The organism is Nostoc sp. ChiQUE01b, from assembly GCF_034531255.1.
In the GTDB taxonomy this organism is placed as follows: domain Bacteria; phylum Cyanobacteriota; class Cyanobacteriia; order Cyanobacteriales; family Nostocaceae; genus Nostoc.
In genome coordinates this window covers 29,994-49,756 of the sequence record NZ_JAVRBM010000056.1, presented here as the reverse complement: position 1 = coordinate 49,756, position 19,763 = coordinate 29,994, and the positions used below count along the sequence as shown (strand labels likewise).

The 19,763-nt window shown below is 40.9% G+C and carries 16 protein-coding genes; 7 read left to right on the top strand and 9 right to left on the bottom strand.

The genetic code is table 11. The annotated features are described in order from the left end of the window. Positions 1-206: 206 nt before the first annotated feature. From RMY63_RS28640 to RMY63_RS28630, 3 genes are all read left to right on the top strand, one after another. Complete coding sequence (locus RMY63_RS28640; protein WP_322731947.1) at positions 207-893, top strand: PEP-CTERM sorting domain-containing protein; 687 nt, start codon at positions 207-209, stop codon at positions 891-893. A gap of 519 nt (positions 894-1,412) precedes the next feature. Then, positions 1,413-2,474: a uroporphyrinogen decarboxylase gene (gene hemE / locus RMY63_RS28635; protein ID WP_322731946.1), complete on the top strand. Its 1,062-nt coding sequence runs from the start codon at positions 1,413-1,415 to the stop codon at positions 2,472-2,474. A gap of 165 nt (positions 2,475-2,639) precedes the next feature. Next, positions 2,640-3,593: an NAD(P)-dependent oxidoreductase gene (locus RMY63_RS28630; RefSeq protein WP_322731945.1), complete on the top strand. Its 954-nt coding sequence runs from the start codon at positions 2,640-2,642 to the stop codon at positions 3,591-3,593. 8 nt (positions 3,594-3,601) lie between these two features. Here RMY63_RS28630 and RMY63_RS28625 read toward each other — a convergent pair whose 3' ends face one another. Continuing rightward, positions 3,602-4,318 carry a hypothetical protein gene (locus tag RMY63_RS28625; protein ID WP_322731944.1) on the bottom strand — a complete coding sequence of 239 codons (717 nt, stop codon included), beginning with the start codon at positions 4,316-4,318 and terminating at the stop codon, positions 3,602-3,604. Between the two features lie 329 nt (positions 4,319-4,647). On the opposite strand from RMY63_RS28625, the gene RMY63_RS28620 reads away from it, so the two are divergent. Continuing rightward, positions 4,648-6,246 (top strand): B12-binding domain-containing radical SAM protein, encoded by a 1,599-nt coding sequence (locus RMY63_RS28620; protein ID WP_322731943.1) that lies wholly within the window; start codon positions 4,648-4,650, stop codon positions 6,244-6,246. Positions 6,247-6,900: 654 nt separating this feature from the next. Beyond that, a complete protein-coding gene (locus tag RMY63_RS28615) occupies positions 6,901-7,854 on the top strand; it encodes an NAD-dependent epimerase/dehydratase family protein (protein ID WP_322731942.1) in 954 nt (317 codons plus the stop codon). Between the two features lie 16 nt (positions 7,855-7,870). On the opposite strand, the gene RMY63_RS28610 is transcribed toward RMY63_RS28615, so the two are convergent. From RMY63_RS28610 to RMY63_RS28595, 4 genes are all read right to left on the bottom strand, one after another. Next, positions 7,871-8,257, bottom strand: coding sequence for a type II toxin-antitoxin system VapC family toxin (locus RMY63_RS28610; RefSeq protein WP_322703608.1), 387 nt, complete (start codon positions 8,255-8,257; stop codon positions 7,871-7,873). Further along, the gene (locus RMY63_RS28605; protein ID WP_322731941.1) at positions 8,254-8,484 is read right to left on the bottom strand and encodes an antitoxin of toxin-antitoxin stability system; all 231 of its coding nucleotides are present in this window, start codon (positions 8,482-8,484) and stop codon (positions 8,254-8,256) included. Before RMY63_RS28605 ends, RMY63_RS28610 begins: the two co-directional genes overlap by 4 nt. 118 nt (positions 8,485-8,602) lie before the next feature. Continuing rightward, positions 8,603-12,568, bottom strand: a complete 3,966-nt coding sequence (locus tag RMY63_RS28600) for a DUF2157 domain-containing protein (protein WP_322731940.1) — start codon at positions 12,566-12,568, stop codon at positions 8,603-8,605. A gap of 310 nt (positions 12,569-12,878) precedes the next feature. Beyond that, positions 12,879-14,471, bottom strand: a complete 1,593-nt coding sequence (locus tag RMY63_RS28595; RefSeq protein WP_322731939.1) for a glycosyltransferase family 39 protein — start codon at positions 14,469-14,471, stop codon at positions 12,879-12,881. A 614-nt stretch (positions 14,472-15,085) separates the two neighbouring features. On the opposite strand from RMY63_RS28595, the gene RMY63_RS28590 reads away from it, so the two are divergent. Further along, positions 15,086-16,054 carry a TauD/TfdA dioxygenase family protein gene (locus RMY63_RS28590; protein ID WP_322731938.1) on the top strand — a complete coding sequence of 323 codons (969 nt, stop codon included), beginning with the start codon at positions 15,086-15,088 and terminating at the stop codon, positions 16,052-16,054. A gap of 206 nt (positions 16,055-16,260) precedes the next feature. On the opposite strand, the gene RMY63_RS28585 is transcribed toward RMY63_RS28590, so the two are convergent. Further along, complete coding sequence (locus RMY63_RS28585; RefSeq protein ID WP_292817405.1) at positions 16,261-16,704, bottom strand: TOBE domain-containing protein; 444 nt, start codon at positions 16,702-16,704, stop codon at positions 16,261-16,263. Positions 16,705-16,799: 95 nt separating this feature from the next. Between RMY63_RS28585 and modA the strand changes: the two genes are divergently transcribed. Further along, on the top strand, positions 16,800-17,609 hold the full coding sequence (modA, locus tag RMY63_RS28580; RefSeq protein WP_322731937.1) for a molybdate ABC transporter substrate-binding protein: 810 nt from the start codon (positions 16,800-16,802) through the stop codon (positions 17,607-17,609). 177 nt (positions 17,610-17,786) lie between these two features. Here modA and RMY63_RS28575 read toward each other — a convergent pair whose 3' ends face one another. From RMY63_RS28575 to RMY63_RS28565, 3 genes are all read right to left on the bottom strand, one after another. Further along, positions 17,787-18,344 carry a peroxiredoxin gene (locus RMY63_RS28575; protein ID WP_322731959.1) on the bottom strand — a complete coding sequence of 186 codons (558 nt, stop codon included), beginning with the start codon at positions 18,342-18,344 and terminating at the stop codon, positions 17,787-17,789. 57 nt (positions 18,345-18,401) lie between these two features. Beyond that, positions 18,402-18,644 (bottom strand): regulatory protein SipA, encoded by a 243-nt coding sequence (gene sipA / locus RMY63_RS28570; protein ID WP_322731936.1) that lies wholly within the window; start codon positions 18,642-18,644, stop codon positions 18,402-18,404. Positions 18,645-18,941: 297 nt separating this feature from the next. Beyond that, entirely contained in the window at positions 18,942-19,460 is a 519-nt protein-coding gene (locus RMY63_RS28565; RefSeq protein ID WP_322731958.1) for a P pilus assembly/Cpx signaling pathway, periplasmic inhibitor/zinc-resistance associated protein, read from the bottom strand. Positions 19,461-19,763 lie beyond the last annotated feature (303 nt).

The following is a 19,763-nucleotide window of genomic DNA, read 5'->3' as shown; positions in this document are numbered from 1 at the left end:
ATAAAAATAAAAATAGGATAACAAAGCATCAAGATGAACTTACATCTTTGAGCTTGTTTTACTCAACAACAGTTATATATAAAGACCTAATAATCTTTGTAATTTCCTTTTTGTTTGTTGGAGTAATTAAGCCAGCTTTTCATAGCTAGGTTTAAAGGAAATTTTAGTCTTAATTCTCTTTGTGTTCTTCAAGCTTTATTACTAGAATGCTACAAAAATTATCATTGGCTTTAATCGGAACAACTATTGCGATCGCGAGTGCAAATCCAGCTAGTGCTGTGACTCTGCAAGTCAACAGTGGCCCGTTTTCTACCTACGCTGATGCCAAAACTGTCACCTTTGACGATGGCACAGCAAACGATCCTAATGGATTTGTTACTTACTCTAATATTACTTCTAACATTGTTCAAGGTAGTGAAGGTGGTCAATACGCCTCACCTTATGGGGATAACACCAAATATCTAACAATTTCTCCATCAGGTAGTGGTGTTGCAGGTGACAGTGGTTTTGTCAACATTAACTTCAAAAAAGCTGTTAATTACTTCGGTTTTTATGCAGGCTCATTGGATAATTACAACTTTGTTGACATTTACAAAGGTAATCAGTTGTTAAAGAGTTTTAGTGGTGCAGATGTGCCAACTGCTATAGCTAATGGTAGTTGGACTAGCTCTGAAGCTAATATGTTTGTCAATCTTGTAGCTGATACAGGAGAAACATTCGACCGAGTTGTGATGCGCTCAGATGGTATTGCCTTTGAAACAGATAACCACGCTTATAGACTAGCCGAGAGCGTTCCCGAGCCTAGTGCAATGTTAGGTGTGTTAGCAATAGGTGCTTGTGGTATGACTTCACTTTTCAAACGCTCACAACATAAAGCGACTGTGAAAGGATAAATTTATCCAGATCCCTGTTGAAAACCCTTAAGGATGTGTCTCTACGTCAAGCGTAGAGACACATTTGTTATTTGTCATGCAGTTTTCCTCATGCGTTCCCTTGATGCAGAAGTGAGAGATGCATTTCTACGTGGAACTCAAAGCAATAATTTCATGAGATAAGCCAAAAAAACAATAAATTGTAGCGCTTGCTGGTATTAATACTGTAGTCAATCCAACCGAACGCTTATAGGACTCATATTTGATTGCGTGAAAAAAACTCAGTACACCTTTATTCCTTCTTCCCAGTCCCCATTACCTCTTATCCCCAGAGGGGGCCCCACCATCCCCAGTCCCCAGTCCCTAGTCTCTACGAGTAATTGAGGAATCAAATCGGATTGATATATATCCAATAATCAAAACTTTATAAAATAATATTAGTATTATGCTCTGCTACTCACCTTTTCCTAACAACCTGCTGGAAAAGCGTAATCCCAGAATGATAAGCTAAACAGTGGCATAAATAGGATGAAGTAATAAATGGGTGTTTATTCAACGACTCCTCATCTCTTACGGGCTGCTCGTGGTGAAGTAGTAGATCGTCCCCCTGTATGGATGATGCGACAAGCGGGACGATATATGAAAGCATATCGAGACTTAAGAGAAAAGTATCCTTCGTTTCGCGATCGCTCGGAAATTCCAGAAGTGGCAATTGAAGTTTCCTTGCAACCCTGGAGAGCATTTCAGCCAGATGGAGTAATTTTATTTTCTGATATTGTCACCCCATTACCTGGTTTGGGCATTGACATGGATATTGCCGAAGGTAAAGGGCCAATCATTCACTCACCCCTCCGTACTCAAGAACAAATTGAAGGTCTGCATCCTTTAGAACCAGAAGCAGCTCTACCATTTATCAAAACAATTTTGCAAGCGCTACGTTCGGAAGTAGGCGATAAATCAACGGTGTTGGGCTTTGTGGGTGCGCCGTGGACATTAGCAGCTTATGCAGTAGAGGGAAAAGGTTCTAAAACCTATTCCATTATCAAAAACATGGCATTCTCAGATCCGACGATACTGCATCAACTGTTAGCTAAATTAGCAGATGCGATCGCCATTTATGCCCGCTATCAAATTGACTCTGGCGCTCAAGTTGTGCAAATGTTCGATTCTTGGGCGGGTCAATTGAGTCCTCAAGATTATGACACCTTTGCTCTCCCCTATCAGCAGAGAGTTTTCCAGCAAGTCAAGCAAACCCATCCTGACACACCTTTAATTTTGCTAGTTAGCGGTAGTGCGGGTGTGTTGGAAAGAATGGCACAATCTGGTGCTGATATCGTCACTGTAGACTGGGCTGTAGATATGGCAGACGCACGGGCTAGATTGGGTAAACAAGTGAAAGTTCAAGGAAATCTTGACCCAGGCGTATTATTCGGCTCTAAACAGTTTATCCGCGATCGCATTCTCGATACTGTTCGCAAAGCTGGCAATTGGGGTCACATCCTCAATCTCGGTCATGGTGTCTTACCAGAAACTCCCGAAGAAAATGTCGCTTTCTTCTTTGAAACAGCAAAGGAATTGAATCTGGCAGGAGTTAAGGGTTAGAAGTTATGCAATTTTAGATTTTAGATTTTAGATTTTAGATTTTTCTTTCAATCCAAAATCCAAAATTCAAAATCTAAAATTTTCAAAGTTATCAGTTGCGATTCGGAACTTTTAACTTTATTTTTAACTCTTCATTTTTAACTCCTAAATTTTGATAAATTCTTTATGAGCCAGAAACGGATTTTAGTGACTGGTGCAAGTGGTTGTATAGGTCATTATTTAACAGAAGCCTTAATTAAGGAAACAGATTACGAACTGTATCTACTAGTTAGGAACCCAAGTAAACTGCAAGTTGATACCAAGGCACGTTCAGGTATCAACGTTTTGCAAGGTGATATGCAAAATATTCGCCAGTTTGCCGATTTGCTATCCACAATTGATATAGCGGTACTCACAGCCACAGCTTGGGGTGGTGATGAGACATTTGATATCAATGTTGTCAAGACTATAGAGTTGCTCGAACTGCTAGATCCAGAACGTTGTCAGCAGGTAATTTATTTTTCAACAGCTAGTGTTTTGGATCGCTACAATCAACCATTAAAAGAAGCCGGGGAAATTGGGACAGATTATATTCGTTCCAAATATGACTGCTTACAGAAAAAAGAAAAATTAGCGATCGCACCCAAAATTACCACAGTATTTCCGACTTTAGTATTGGGTGGTGATGCGAATAAACCCTATTCTCCTGTCACATCTGGTATTACAGAAGTGACGAAATATATCAATTTGATTCGCTTTTTAGAAGCAGATGGCAGTTTTCACTTTATCCACGGACGAGATATTGCCACTGTCGTGCGATATTTGATCGATCATCCTGCCAAAAATGATCAAGCACATTGGCTTGTTTTAGGTCAAGCACCGTTGACTGCTAATCAAGCAGTGAAAGAAGTTTGTGCTTATCTGGGCAAAAAGATTTACTTTCGCATTCCCATATCTATAGCATTGGCTAATTTGATTATTGTTCTGTTCCGCATTCGGATGGCCGCTTGGGATCGGTTTTGCATGAACTATCGGCATTTTACTTATGAAGAATTTATCAATCCTGATAGTTTCGGCTTGTCAAATTATTGTGTAACCATGAGTGATGTTTTAAAAATTAGTGGCGTTAGACGTGCATGATCAAATATCTATTCTTTGCTAAAAATAGCGGCCATTTCTTGCGAAGATAAGCCAACACAAGCTGCTAGTTCTTCCAATGTCAATCGTTCGCGTGTGTTTGCTTCTAACATAGACGTTGCAGCTGCAACGTAATCAGGATTAGCAAGATGATTGACATTCTTAGGAAAAGTTGTTTGGGAATAAAGGCTGGCAATGTTGGAGCTTCCAGTAAATTTTTGTATTTGATAAGTGGCAATTAAAGCTGCTTGACGTGCTTGGAGATAGGCAACATAATATTGCACAATAGCTAATCTTTTTTGCTGTCTAGCTTCCTTCCAACGAGCTTGCAAAACAGGAAGCTGCCCAAAAGTACTAATGAATTTAATCGGGTCAACTGTGACGGTTAAGGAAAAGCTGTTTGAGCGCTCAGACGGAGAATCCGGTGATGTTGAAATCGTAGTTAGAGCTGGAGATAATTCGATAGCTACGACATCTCTAAAAGCATTCAATCCCATTGCAGCTTTTGTTTCCAGCACTTGGGCTGAGTTGCGTTCAGCAATAGCTACTAATTGCTCAATTATTTTGAGATCCTGCTGTGTAATCTCAGTTTGAAGCAGGTTAGGTTGATTACTAGAACTAGACTTATCTTCGGATGCAACCACAGGAAATGTAGTACTGACAAATGTAACGGCAAGGAGAATCCTGAAACTTTGTGCAAAAGCTTTTGAGAGCCATTGTGCGATCATCTGATTGATTTATTCGGAAGCGCTACACTTGTTTTCTAATTTGCTTCTTTTTTCACGATACAACTAAATGACAATAATTCTTATATATGTGGGAGTATTTTTAAAGAAAACCTAGTAGACTGTGGCGGAAGTTTAGCTACCTTTAACCAGTTACTCTGAGCAACTTGTCTGGTTAAGTGAGATGGTAGCTGGATTTACGCTGTGCTGTACTAGTCGTCCATTTGAGGTAAAAATATCAATGGTAAAATAAAACAACTTTAATAAAAAGTCAATAACTCTTTATTTTCGTTAGAGTGGGATAACAATCAAAGTGTGAGGATTGATACTAAATGCGAATTTTATTAGTGTATCCAATATTTCCCAAAACCTTTTGGTCTTATGAAAAAATCTTGGAGTTAGTCGATCGCAAGGTTTTATTACCACCTCTGGGTTTAGTAACAGTAGCCGCGATTTTGCCCCAAGAATGGGAATTCAAGCTGGTCGATCGCAACATCCGCCCCGCAACAGAAGCAGAATGGGCATGGGCAGATGTGGTAATTCTCTCTGCAATGATTGTCCAAAAACAAGATTTACTTGAGCAAATCCAAGAAGCAAAAAAACGTGGCAAGCTAGTCGCAGTTGGCGGCCCTTACCCAACCTCTGTACCTCATGAAGTTGAAAATGTTGGTGCAGATTTTCTGATTCTGGATGAAGGGGAAATCACTTTGCCCATGTTTATTGAGGCAATTAAACGGGGTGAAACATCTGGGACTTTCCGCGCCACAGAAAAGCCTGATGTCACAAGCACACCAATACCCCGTTTTGATTTATTAGAATTGAACGCTTATGACATGATGTCGGTGCAGTTTTCGCGTGGGTGTCCCTTCCAGTGCGAATTTTGCGACATTATTGTTCTCTACGGACGTAAACCGCGCACCAAAACCCCAGCCCAACTGTTAGCAGAGTTAGATTACCTCTATGAATTGGGTTGGCGGCGGGGTGTGTTCATGGTGGATGACAACTTTATTGGCAACAAGCGAAATGTGAAGTTGTTGCTGAAAGAGTTAAAAGTCTGGATGGCAGAACACAAATATCCTTTCCGATTTGATACTGAAGCTTCAGTTGACTTGGCACAAGACCAAGAAATGTTGGAGTTGATGGTTGAGTGCGGTTTCTCGGCGGTGTTTTTGGGAATCGAAACGCCGGATGAAGATAGTTTGCAAATGACCAAGAAGTTTCAAAATACTCGCAGTTCTCTAACTGAGGCGGTGCAAACCATTACTAAAGCGGGATTGCGCCCAATGGCTGGGTTTATTATTGGATTTGATGGCGAAAAAGCAGGTGCAGGCGATCGCATTGTCCGCTTTGCAGAACAAGCAGCAATTCCCTCAACTACCTTTGCCATGTTACAAGCGTTACCTAATACTGCGCTTTGGCATCGCCTGAAAAAGGAAGGACGATTACGGGAAAATCAAGATGGTAACATCAACCAAACAACATTGATGAACTTCCTGCCCACCCGTCCCCTGGAAGAACTTGCGCGAGAATATATTGAAGCATTCTGTTCTTTATACGACCCAGTACAGTACTTAGATCGCACCTATCGCTGTTTCTTGATGATGGGCTTGCCGAGTTGGAAAGCCCCAGCAAAAATGCCAGAGTGGGTAGTTGTAAAAGCGTTGCTGATTGTGATTTGGCGACAAGGTATCAAACGGGAAACCCGCTGGAAATTTTGGCATCATTTGTTCAGCATTCTCAAGCGTAACCCTGGAGTTATTGAACATTACATTTCTGCTTGCGCCCACAACGAGCATTTTCTGGAGTATCGCCAAATTGTCCGCGATCAAATTGAAAATCAGCTAGCTGAGTATTTAGCACAAGGTGCAGAAAAGCCTTATGTTCTAGTGAAAGAAAAAGCTCAGGAAAAAGCTGAAGCGGTAGTTAGTTAAGGTTGGTAATGGGTAATAGTAAATAAATTACTTATTACCCGTTCTCAATTAAAATTACACAAATCCAATATTTGAGTTTAAATCACTAGACCTGCTCTTAGGGGAGACTTTGACGTAAGTCAAAGGCAGGATGGGGTTCTTTTATCAAGAAGGGAAAAGGTAAAAACCTCGCCCCTTGTAGGCGAAATAATCCTTGTGTCTCAAGGTAGGTCGAAACCCCACTCATATTGTGAGTGGCTTAGTTTACAGCAGTTTTCAGGTATTTAGACCACAATTGAGATGAGGGGGATGAGGGAGTAGGGCGTGGTGTGGTTCAATTACTTGAAAAACGCTGTAATTGCGAATTGCGAATTGGTTTCATTTATGCATCATTTTAATTATTTGATATGCTGAAATATTTTAGCCATTAAATCTCAACTGCATTTATTCTAAAAATTAAATTTCACTAATTAGTAAATTTTTAATCTTTATTGTTAGCAATTACTCAATCAAGTTAATAACATATTTTCAGCACAAGTGTATTAGTTTAATTATCTTTTATGCTGATATAACTAAAATGATCTATGAAAAAATCCTCAATTAATCACTATTTTTTGATTATAATTATTAACTTGTGAATATAGCGGTTAATCAGGATATAAAAAAATCGGCAACATGGTTAAAATTATCGTTACTGGAGTCGCAGGCTTTATTGGTTCTCATCTTGCAGAAACATTGCTACAACAAGGAAACAAAGTGATCGGGATTGATGAATTCAATGATTATTACGATCCTATGTTAAAGCGAAACAATATTGCACACTTGTATCGTTTACCTGGTTTTGCATTAATTGAAGGAGATATACAGTTTTTAGATTGGCAGAAACTCCTAAAAGATGTTGATGTAGTTTACCATCAAGCGGCACAAGCAGGGGTTAGAGCAAGTTGGGGTAAAGCTTTTCGAGGCTATACAGAACGAAATGTTAACGCTACACAAGTTTTGCTGGAAGCAGCTAAAGATGCTAAACACCTAAAAAGATTAGTGTTTGCCTCTTCATCTAGTGTATATGGTGATGCAGAAACATTACCTACCCACGAGAGAATTTGTCCTCAACCGGTTTCTCCTTACGGTATTACGAAGCTAGCAGCAGAGTTTTTATGTGAACTGTATTACAAGAACTTTGGTGTGCCCTGTGTGACATTGCGCTATTTCACAGTTTATGGCCCCAAACAGCGCCCAGATATGGCATTTCATAAGTTTTTTCAATCCATTTTGCACGATAAGGCGATTCCTATTTACGGCGATGGCCAGCAAACGCGGGAGTTTACGTTTGTTAGTGATATTGTCGCCGCTAATTTAGCTGCCGCTACCGCACCCCAAGCAGTGGGAGAAATCTTTAATATCGGTGGTGGTAGCAGGGTGGTTTTAACAGAAGCCTTAAATACGATTGAAGAAATTGTTGGGAAGCCAATCAAAAGAAACCACATAGAAAAAGCGATGGGAGACGCACGCCACACTGGTGCTGATGTATCTAAAGCGCAGAAAATTCTCGGATATCAGCCACAAGTATTTTTAAGAGAGGGTTTGATACAGGAATGGGAGTGGGTGAAATCTTTGTATTCCTTATGACCGCAGGTTATCGTACTTACCAATAACGAGTAACTGCATAATTGTCTAACACTGTATCTACGCTAACGATCGGGATCTTTTCTGTGAGTGCTTGGGCAACCAAAAGCCGATCAAAGGGATCTTTATGATGGAATGGCAAAGTCACGATTGCGGCAGCATGAACAACTTTAATCGGTAATATTTCAAATTCATTAACATGGATTTGATGCTCCATCCATGTTTCAAAATTTTCAGGAATTTGATACTTACCAATACTAACCTTGATGGCAATTTCCCAATACGAAGCAGGACTGAGCAAGATGTCATTGAGGGGATCGACAATCAAATCACATGCGACTTGACTAAGGGCAAGATCGTTGAGTACAAACCAGAGAAATGCTTGAGTATCGAGCAGAAACTTCATGGTATGTAGTCGTGAAAGTCTTGCAAGTGGGTTTCATCTTCGGACAGGATGGTTAGTGTTCCGATTGCACTACCGGGCTGGCGAGGCTTCCGGGGTGGTTGGAATTCGCCAATCAATCTGGCAACGGTGCGATTGCCGGAAAAAATCTGCACTTCTTCACCGGGTTGCAGACTTGCAATCAGTTCAGGTAAACGAAGTTGAGCTTCTGTTAATGGAATTCGTGTCATTGTTTTGTACTTCTATGCGTTAGCCTAAAGCTTTGGCAGAGCCATCGCTTTTGCTTAATTTTACAAGTATCTTAAATTTAGGCGATCGCCTGTCTAATTAGTTTAAGCCTTAGCTTACCTATTCCCATGATTGAAATTCATCAATAGCGTTACGAATTAAGGAAGTTATTTGAGCACGACGAGTTTCAAAGTTGGCGGCGATATAAATCAGTAAAATGCCAACTAACAAGCCAACAACCCATTTTAAAAAGGAGTACTGCAAGCTGAAAATTACCGATTGATAGATTGTAGTAATTAAAAAAGTGGCTGTACCAATGTAGAGAAAAGCCCGCACTCGCAAAGCTAATCCAGCAAAAATGGCAATCAGACTAAAAATTCCCGGAATCCAAGCTGTATTTTGATCAAATAAAATTGCCCACCCACAAATTAAACCACTACCTAGCACTCTTAGAAGATGACGAGATGTTTTGTACTCTGGTAGCTTCAGTTGGGTATCTACTTGAGCAATATAAAGCAGTGATAACCCAATTGGTGTTACATACCACAAAGCATCAGTCAAGCGTAAAGAATCAAACCAGCGATAAAGTGCCCAATCAATCAACGCCACACTAATATAGGTGAAACGGATGTTTTCACCCACTTTTGCCAAAAAGATGTAGAATCCAGCTGCGAGTACTAAGGTAATGGGGTAAGTTTGCAGTCTGGTTTCCCATAAAATTATCAGAGGTGTGATGTATGCAGCTTGTTGCCAAGGTCTTTTAGACCAACCCCAACTTTCCCAAGGTAGGATGTACAGAAAGTAGGCTACCACACAAGCGATCGCCCCATTCCAAGGAACTAATGGCCCAGCCCAAAATCGCCCTACTGCTGTCTCCCGCCAATAAATCCTCATGCCGGCTACCTCTAATAAACCAAGGTAAACCCACATCTCGGCGATTGTAATTCCTCCGAAGAAACTGGGGGAAGTGCGCGAATTTCGTCCCTGAAAGATGGCATAGCGAATCAAAAATACTCCAGTACCCAATCCCAGCAAACGGTTAACTCCAATGGGTGTAATAATAGCAGCCATTAATAAACAGCTACTCCAAACCCAGTGAATATGGGCAATTCTTTTCAATTCTTGGGGAGTTAGGCGTAAGTAGCTGACAAGCCCAGGCGACAGAATGCGGTAAGCATACATGATACTCGCACCAAGGGCAGACATGGCAATTAATCCATCACCTAATGCTCCTCCTGAAGCTTGTGACATTTGATAAAACAAAAGTTCATAAGCAGAAATTGATACGCCAATAATTCCTAAATACAGCAAGGGTTTGAAGTTTTCGCGCCGTCGCCCCACGCCAATAACAATTAAAGCTACACCCAAGGAATACAAACCTGTCCATTCGGTGAAGCTGTTCAAACGCAGCAATACACTAAATGCACCATAAATTAATGGCAAAATGTGCAGGCTGCTAGGAAACCTTTCTAATTGATGTCGTCGCCGCCACCACTCGCCGACAAGTTGAGCAATTAAACCCAAAGCGATGTTTGCGCTCGCAATTCTCACAATTGAGTGTTCCCCCAACCCTAACACCTGAGCAATCAACAATTCCAAACACCAACCAATCCCATAAAATGCCCAATTTGTCGGTTCGCGCCAACTACGATAAACAATGGCTGCCAAGGTTATTGCAGTGGCAATTAAGAAGAAAAATCCTGAAGTAGTAAACCCTCGGTAAATCAGCACTGAGTCCAGCGTCAAACTTAACAATTCAAAACCACACAAAGCGATCGCCCATTTATCGCTAGCGGCTGCATAGATGACTGCTAATTCGTTACCGCGTCGATTCAAAATAGTCCGCGCTAACCATAAACTTAGAGTTGCGATCGCTCCGGCGACAAACCAACCTGCTACCGCTAGGCGAGGTAAACCAGGCACACCCGTCCACAGCAGCACCCCAATGAAACTTAAAACAAATCCTTCTGTAATTAACGCAGATACTTGGTTTCGCAAATAGCGCGTATTTGCAAACATCAATCCAGCACCTACAGCTAAACCAATTAATCTGATTCCTGGTAGCTGTAAAGTCACTAGTTGGGCAATTATCGCAGCCAAGACACTCAAGTAACGGCTAGTAAGCCGCCGCTCTCTAATTGTGGCATTGGCAACACCCGTCAGAGCTAAAGGCGTAACTAGCCATAAAACTCCCCAATCAGATCGGTTATCAGCGATGCCATACCAAGATGATTCTGCATTCATCCACAAAAGGAAAAAACTCGCTGCGGCTAGTCCTAAACCGATATCCCATGCACTACGTTGCCATAGTCCTTCCTCTAAGCTAAACCGCCATTCTGCAACCATGAGAGCCAATAAAATACTTGCCCAAGCTTGTTGAGTCAGGCTGGGGAATAACCAATTAATCGTAAAGCAAAATGTCAGCACCCCCATGATGTGAGTTAGGTATACCAGGGGAAGGGATGAGGGGGAGCGGCGTTGAGTAACGAATGCGAGAGTGGCGGTAGAAAATAGCAAATTTAGCGATCGCAATGTGGGATTTACTATAGCGATCGTTGTTAAAAAAGCTCCAAATAACAGAGCGAGCAGTTCGCCAAATTTAGCTAATTCTCGCTTTTGGCTACGATACAAACTATCTGTAAGCGCCACCATTAAAATTACGTAGGGAAATAAAGCTATACCCAGTAGCGCCCAAGGTTCATTTTGAGAATTGGTGAGTTGGGTACTAGTTGCGATCGCGAATTTCTGTAAGTTATCAGGTACTAATCGCCAACCTAGCAAAATCGTCTCTAAGCCGATGACGAAAACCGCTGCAAAGTCTCGCTTTAAACTGTAACGCCGCAAGCGACTCCCCACAAACCACAAACCCAAACCACTGACAGCTATTGCTTGCCAAGGATAATTTACTACCGATACCACCCAACCCACGAAGAGTAAAAGGGCACCAAGTCTTTCCCAGAGTAAGAGGGATGAGGGGGACAAGGGAGATGAGGAGGATATTAATGTTACTTCCCCTGCTCCCCCTGCTCCCTCATCTCCCCCTGCCCCTCTGCTCCCCTGCCCCCCTGCCCTCCTCCTCCCCTGCTGTGCTAACCAAGTCATCAACCAGCCGCAAATCCCAATAGCTAACCCCAACAGTGTGACATCTACCTTGGTAATAAAAATTGCCCGCACCAACAATACTATTAAAGAATAAATAATTACAGCAGCAGGTAAGCTAATACTTAATCTACGGCGATCGTCGCTGCCAGTATGAGGCTGTTGGAAAAGATTGTGATAAACGGTAATGATAGTTGTAGCGATCGTTGCCAGATAAACAGCAATTAAGGGAAATCCTCTTAACTGCCAACCCCAATGCAGATAACTCAGCCCCAGAATATTTACCAGAGGTAATTTGCTAGTATGTAAATTGGTAAAAATAGTCCGATTTTTGGAGAGTAAAACAGTTATAGCAGTGAGGGTAGGACAGGCGATCGCAACTACAATCCAATCCACAGGATTTTGCCATAACCGAAAGCTATCAATTGCCCAAAAATTCACTGGTACTAACAAAAGAGTGGCAATCAGCAATGTCTGAGCCGTCAATCTGAGGTTATCTTGCCTAGTCGCCCAAAAGCTTAATCCCCAAAAACTCAAAGTATAAGCAAATAAAACCCCGTATTGCCCAGAAGCAGGGAACCTCGCCCATTGACTAGCAGCCAGTACCCCAGAGGATACCACTACCAGGAAAACCCCTAGAAAAAGTAGCCAACGCACACTCAGTTCTGCCCCCAAGGACTGCAACATTGTGCTGATAAAGTTGGGTTTAGCTGGTTTTTGTTGTGGTTGTTTACCGCTACTAGATTGTAAAGCTGCTATGGGCAACTGCTGCACGGGGTTGGAAGTTGCAAATACTACCTTTGTTTTAGCTTCAGCCTGGGGTTGCAACACCACCGCACACACCAAAAACTCTTGACATAACTGCCTGACTTGGGCATCAGATATTAGACCTAAACGCAGCCATATATCCAGTCCTTCTAATAATTGAGGATGTGAAGATGGCAGTCTGATTTCAATTTTTAGCGGGCGCTCCAGGGGCGATGACATAAGCGGCAACAGTACAAGTATATACTTAAATTATTTGTTTAATTAAAGTATATTTTTGCTCTAACTGTGCCACTTATGAGGCTAATTGATATTAATTTTTAACCTAATACAGTTCAGATAAGTCCAAAACCCTAATGTAGAGACGCGATTTATCGCGTCTTTATAATTTATCGCGTCTTGAAAGACCAATTATCTCCCTTAACCCAAACATATTGATTTTTAACCTACAAGCAATATTCAAATGCCAACTATCTGCTTTTATTTTCCACCTTCCAGTCTCCCAACCCCTAGATATGCCAGTGTACTTAGTTTAATTAGGTTTGGTTATTTTCCAGAGAAAGTCGTCTACCTGCTGTAACTTTGAGTTATAAATTTTTTCAACTCCAGCTTTTAAAAAGTCAGACGGCTCGAACAAGAACAAAAATATGTCAGTAAAGCCATTAGTAATCTCTGGCAACTGATTTTTTCCGACAATTTGAAATTGCACTTTTGGATCAATTAATTTACTAAGTATTTGTAGTGGTGGAAAAAGGTTATCTTCATCACTAATTAAAAGCGGTTTATTCCCTTGATTAATAATATTAGCAATTTTAGGATATTCTTGGTATTTTTCAGGGAATTGGTTCCACCAAATCTGTGCTTGAGAGTGAACAACACAAGATACAACTCCGCCCATAATTACCATAAACGCTACAAGTGACCAAAACTTTTTTTGCCAATCTTTAGTAGAAATAGACGTGATCTTAGTGGTAAATAGGTAAGCAACAGCTAACTGTATACCTAAAACAGAAGGAAGTGTATATCGACTAGTAGCAAATCGCTTTTGAAAGACGAAATCTGTTATCAGTAAAGGAAGCCCTAAAGATCCAATCAAAGTTAAGATAAATAACCAAACTTTTTTAGAGGTTTTTCGACATACAAAATAAATTGAGTAGCTGATTAAAGCTAAAATAATTAAAATAAAAGGAATTAAGACAAACTTAAGTTTTCCCGGTTCGTTAGGACTAATACCTAAATCAAGAAACGCACGACTAAAGATACCAGCCCACCTTGTAGCTGACATCAATAATGTTTGTTTAGTATTCGCCCAAGTGACTGCTTCTGGCTGAGGATTGGTAATAATAATCCAAATCCAAGGTAGAAAAGTTATAAACCCCGCAAGCAATGATAGCACGTAGGAAATCGATATTTTAGTCAATCGGAAACCTTCGATTACAACTACATAAATTCCCTGTGCAAAAGCAACCAAGGTAAAAAATAGATGAGTATAAAACCCTATTGATAATGTTGCTATATAAATGCACCAACTAACATTTGTTTGAAGACGCATGGCTCGCAGCAGTGCTAGGCTCGATATTAATATGGCTACTATTCCTAAACTATACGATCGCGCTTCTTGTGCATACACAATATGAATAGGTGAAATAGCTACTAACCCGATGGCTATCCACCCTACTAATGAAGACTCAAATAATTCTTGACATAGCCAATAAAGACAAGGAAAGGTAACCAGACTAGTAAATGCCGAAAAACTTCTGATCACTGCTATAGAATTGCCAAAGCACTCTACCCAAAACCGGATAATCAAGATGTATAATGGCAAAATCTGCGAATCTTCTAAAATAAGCCCTTTAATTGTATCAATGATATTTTTTTCAGAATTAGGATACTGGTATTTATGTAAATCTTCTATTCCAATCAAACGACCATTACCTAATTGCGTTTTCATTTCTGACTGTGTATAGCCAGATATGCGTAATGATGAAAAAACTTCATCACCCCAATAAATTTTTTTGTCAATATTGACGAAGCGAAAAAATACGCCTATTCCTAATAGGATAATAATTAAAAACCGTAACCAATATTTAGAAATAGTCCATTTCTGTGATAGTTGCTTTTTCATGTAATTTTTAATTTCCTCAAAGCCTTAATCAACGTTAGTAAAAAGGCAACTCATAATTTGTTATTAGCCTGGTACTAATGAAAAAATAAAATTAGTATTTTGAAATAGAAGAGTAGACTAAAATTATGATTTGTTTATACAATTTACAAATAAAAAAATAATACTTTGGATTTATTTTTTTAACTAGTATTTATTTTGCAGCTTTGGGTAAAACTATACTTATAGTAAATATAATTGATTCTTTATCATCCTATAGTATAAATTAATCAATCAATAAAATATTTGTGTGATGAATAAAAAGATTTTATAAAGTTTATATAAAAGTATTATAAATACATCTGTGAGGCTATTGTGGAATCGTTGTAAGTAAGTTCCAAAAAGGGCACTTGCAGCAAAAATTTAATGCTTGCTCTATACCCATTTAAATACGTAGCTAGCTTCTTAATCTGTGTTGCGAATTTTTACTTACCTTTGCTTAGACTAAATCGACCGTTGTTCCAGCAGTCTAAAATACTGCAAATAATACTACGGTAAACCGATCGTTTTATAGTATGATATTTAAATTGCGATCGCTTGCGAACACCGCCCTATCGATCGAATTATGGAGAATTGACATGAGCAACAAACACATTGAAGTCAAACAGGTAGCAGGTTTCATCGGTGCCGAAATCAGCGGCGTAGACCTGTCACGTCCTTTGCACGATGATGCAGTCAAAGAAATTCGTCAAGCACTATTGAAGTGGAAAGTCGTGTTCTTTCGCGGTCAAAACATCGATCATGCGGCACAGATTGCATTCACGGCTCGTTTCGGCGAAGTGACTTACGCACATCCGCACGAAGATGAGCCGATTCAAGGTTTCTCAGAAATCCTGCCCATTGACCGCAGCCGTTACGAGCGGCGCAATGGTCTGCGCCGTTCCAGCTACGAGAGCCGTTGGCACACCGATGTCACAGCAGTTGTTAACCCACCTGCGGCGTCAATTTTGCGTGCGGTTAATGTCCCTAGCTTCGGGGGTGACACACAATGGACAAATCTAGTTGCAGCCTATGAGGGTCTATCAGCACCCCTGCGGGCCTTGGCAGACACATTAAAAGCCGAACATCGCTTCAATGCGCGTTTGAATTTCCCCAGCAACAGCAAGATTGCCCAGCGCATCGCAGCCAATCCCCTGGTTTCAATCCATCCAGTAGTAAGGGTTCATCCTGAGACTGGTGAACGCGCATTGTACGTCAACCCTGGCTTTACCTCGCACATTATCGACGTATCACGACAAGAGAGCGATCTGCTGCTTGAGTTATTCTTCAACCAGATCGCCAAACCCGCCTACACTACCCGCTTCCGCTGGAATAACGGTGACATTGCGTTCTGGGACAACCGCGCCACCTCCCATTTGGCCCCTCAAGACTTAGATCATCTGGAAGTCGAGCGTGTCCTCTATCGCACCACCATCACGGGCGATGTTCCAGTTGGGCCCGATGGTTTCCGATCGCAAGTGGTTGAAGGTGAGGCGTTCAACAGCGAACTACCAACCGTATTGAAGAACAAAGCTGAGAAGTTGGAAGCAGTACCAGCACTTTCATAAGCTACAGAGTGGTAAACAAGGGCTGCGCTGTTCGTAGCCCAGTTTACCTACTGAAGTATTTAGCAAAATATAAATTTATTTGTGTAGTATTAAGTAATTTTTACAGCAACTTTGAATGATTCATGAGAACATTTCGATTGTTTCTTTTGAGTGAATAGTGATGTCTACACCTACCCCAAGCAATGGTTCAGAGACATCACCACAGCCTATTCCCTGGCGATAACTATATCGTTGGACTTAATAACAGCATAAGCTTCTTTCCCTTCAGACAAATCCAACTCTTCTACCGATACTCTGGTAATAATTGAAGTTAACTCAACTTTGTGAACAATCTCTAGCGTTACTTCACTATTAACCGCTCCAGTAACAACTCGCTTAACAACACCCTTGAGAATATTGCGAGAGCTAACTTTGAGTGGTTTCTTTTGAAGACTAATTTCTATCTCAGGCATTTGAGTGTAGATATCTTCCTCATCTGTATTTATGGTTGGTAGTAAGTTTGATGGTGAAGAGTGTTGATTCAGACCACGTACCAGTTCTCGGAGAATCTCAGTCTTAGTTCGCTGAGACTGGCCACAAAACTCTTCCAAAATCTTTCGCTCCTCTTCTGAGGTTTGGAATGTGACCCACCCTTGTTCTTTTCTAGGCATATTTTTTACCGCTTTAGTTGGTCAAATGTTGGTATTTTTGGTACTATTCTACCTAGCATCAATTTTATGGAAGAAACCCTTTAAACGCCTTTTCTATGAAAAGAAGACAAATTTTTGGCTTCCTGGGTATAGCGATCGCTGGCTTGCTGCTAGCAATTGGTTTACCGTTGGTTACTCCTTCTCCTGTAATAGCACAGTCGAACACCAGCATACTTGTGTCCGCAGCTGCCAGCTTAAAAGAGGCGCTGGAAGAAATTAAGCCTTTGTACCAACAAAGTAAACCAAATATCAATATTAGTTATAACTTTGGGGCTTCTGGTGCCTTGCAGCAACAGATTGAGCAAGGTGCGCCAGCCGATATCTTTATTTCTGCTGGCAAAAAGCAAGTGGATGCCTTGGAACAAAAAGGACTACTGCTACCAGGTAGCCGTACTAACCTGGCAAATAACCGTCTAGTCTTGATTGTGGCTCAGGATGTTGTTGGCATCAATAGCTTCTACAATTTAACCGATAGTAAGATTAAAAAAATTGCGATCGGTGAACCCAGAAGCGTACCCGCCGGTCAATATGGCGAGCAAGTCTTAAAAAAATTGAAACTTTACGATCGCCTCAAGTCGAAATTTGTCTTTGCTAACAATGTGCGTCAAGTTTTAGCAGCAGTAGAAAGTGGTAATGCCGAAGCAGGTTTAGTTTATGCCACTGATGCCAAAATTTCCAACAAGGTAAAAGTCGTAGTTGCTGCTGATGATAAATTTCACTCACCGATTGTCTATCCGGTAGCAATAATTAAAAGCAGTAAAAATACTTCTGCTGCCAAAGAATTTGTCCAGTTTCTATCTGGCAGTGAAGCCAAAACTGTACTCAGAAAATATGGGTTTATTGTGCGCGAAGGAGATAAAAAATAATCACTCTATTTCTTTAGCCATCGCTCTCACAAATTTTAAGAAAGATCCAAGTAATGAATAGCGTTTAAGGGGGAGAACTTAGATGTATGCAAGTTCTTCCAGTAGCTAATTTTGAATTAACCCTTGATTATTGTTAGCCTAAGCCAAGGAGACAAATCCCTAACTTAGGCTAATTATTTAAGAAGCTGTGGACTGTAATTGTTCTAGTCGTGCCAGCACTTCTGAACTGTGAATAGTTGGGTTGACTTTGACAAAAGTCTCGCGCAAGACGCCTTGAGGATCGATGATGAAACTATGGCGCATAGATAAAAAGCCGAGCCATGAACCGTAAGCTTTACTCACTAAACCATTAGTGTCTGCCAACAGAGGGAATTTTAGTCCCTCTGAATCACAAAATTTGGCATGGGAATCAATGTCATCAGCACTAACGCCAATAATCTGAGCGTTTTTTTCGAGGTATTGGGGTAAGTCTTGCTGAAAACGACGAGCCTCTATAGTGCAACCAGAGGTGAAGTCTTTAGGATAAAAGTACAGCACTAGCCATTTACCGCGCAAGTCAGAGAGGGAAATTTTGCCATCACCTGTATTGGTTGGCAAAGTAAACTCTGGTGCGGGTTGATTAATTGCCGGAAGTTTACCACCAAGAGCATTAGCAACAGGGGTAAAATTCAGCCAGCTGATGACAGAAATACAGCTGGCAAATAATATGCTTAAAAAAGTGCGGCGGGAAATCATGGTGTAAACCAGAATCACAACTTTACACAAGTTTACAATTCTTGGTTGCAAAAAATCTTATTCTAAGTGAGATTCGGGAGGGGTATCTGTGCTTTCGATATATTGACTATCTAGGAGAAAGACTCCCCTAGCAAAGCGAATACCCCAATAGCCACCGGGTCTGCGGTCAATGACTATACCTTCTTCGCCAATATGAATTACATTAGGGGGGCGTAGCATAGGCATAGGTTCACCAGTTTTGACATAAGCTGGTAGCGCCACAACACGGACTTTACTACCAATTGCGAATTCTTTTGACATCTTAATCAAGCTAGGAGTTTTGATTAACTCATAACTCAAAACTAGCTTGAAAGTCTACTAAATTGGGCATTAGGCAAAATACTTTCGTTAGCGGATAGCTAGGGTTTAGCCCGTGCTGAGTAAAGAAATGAGATTCTCTACTCAGCGCTCATAACTCATAAGGGGCAGGGCAATAAATAGGGAAAGGGAAAGGGGATGAAGTTTTTCCCCTTTCCGCATCTTCTGCAAGAAGTCTATTAATTTTTAACTATGGAAAACAATACCTGGACATCAGTATTATTATTGTTTGAAAGATGATTATTGAGGGTTGCCTTGTTGACGGCGTGAAGGAGCATTTTGACGGAATTGCTCTAATTTTTGACGTTGTTCCGGGGTTAAGACTGCTTGAATCTGTTGTTTCTCAGACTCGCGGATTTGTCGCATTTGGGTTTTTTGTGCTTCAGTTAGATTTAAGTCAGCAAAACCACCCTTTCCTCGACGTTGACCGGGTTGCCGTTGACCTTGACCTGTTTGCCCCTCAGCCTTACGCGCTTGCCACTCAGCCCGACGTGCTTGTTTCGCTGCCTCTAATTTTGCTTTTTGTTCTGGGGTCAAAACTGCTTCAAATTTGCTGCGGCTATCGCGGCGAATCGTCTGAATTTGGTCTTTTTGGGCATCTGTTAGACCCAAATCTTTCCAAGGGCCTCTTTCTTTTTGTGGAGTTTGTGCAAGTAACACGGGTGAAGGAGAGGCTGTTTGAGCGTGAACAGCAAAGGAGGTTGCAGTTAAAGTGAGAGCGATGGCGGAAGCAACTAGCGATAATGCTTTGAGTTTCATTACTTGTCTGGTGGGTTTTTCCTGGTTGAATAGCACCATCATAAGAACTTATCTTCAGCAGTTACATGAGGAGAAAGTCATGGTTATACCCATGACTTTAGTCATGATTGAATTTTGACAAACATGATTGAGAATAAATAGTTAGGAGTTAGAAGTTAGGAGTTATAAATTATGAAAGTTTTGATTATGATGATTTTATAAGTCATTATTTAGCTGATTACCTAACGGGTTTGTTCTTTTAATTTGCTTTTGATTTCTCACTCAGCGAAAAATTTAAGCGGTGAAAGCATCTGCTCAAATCTT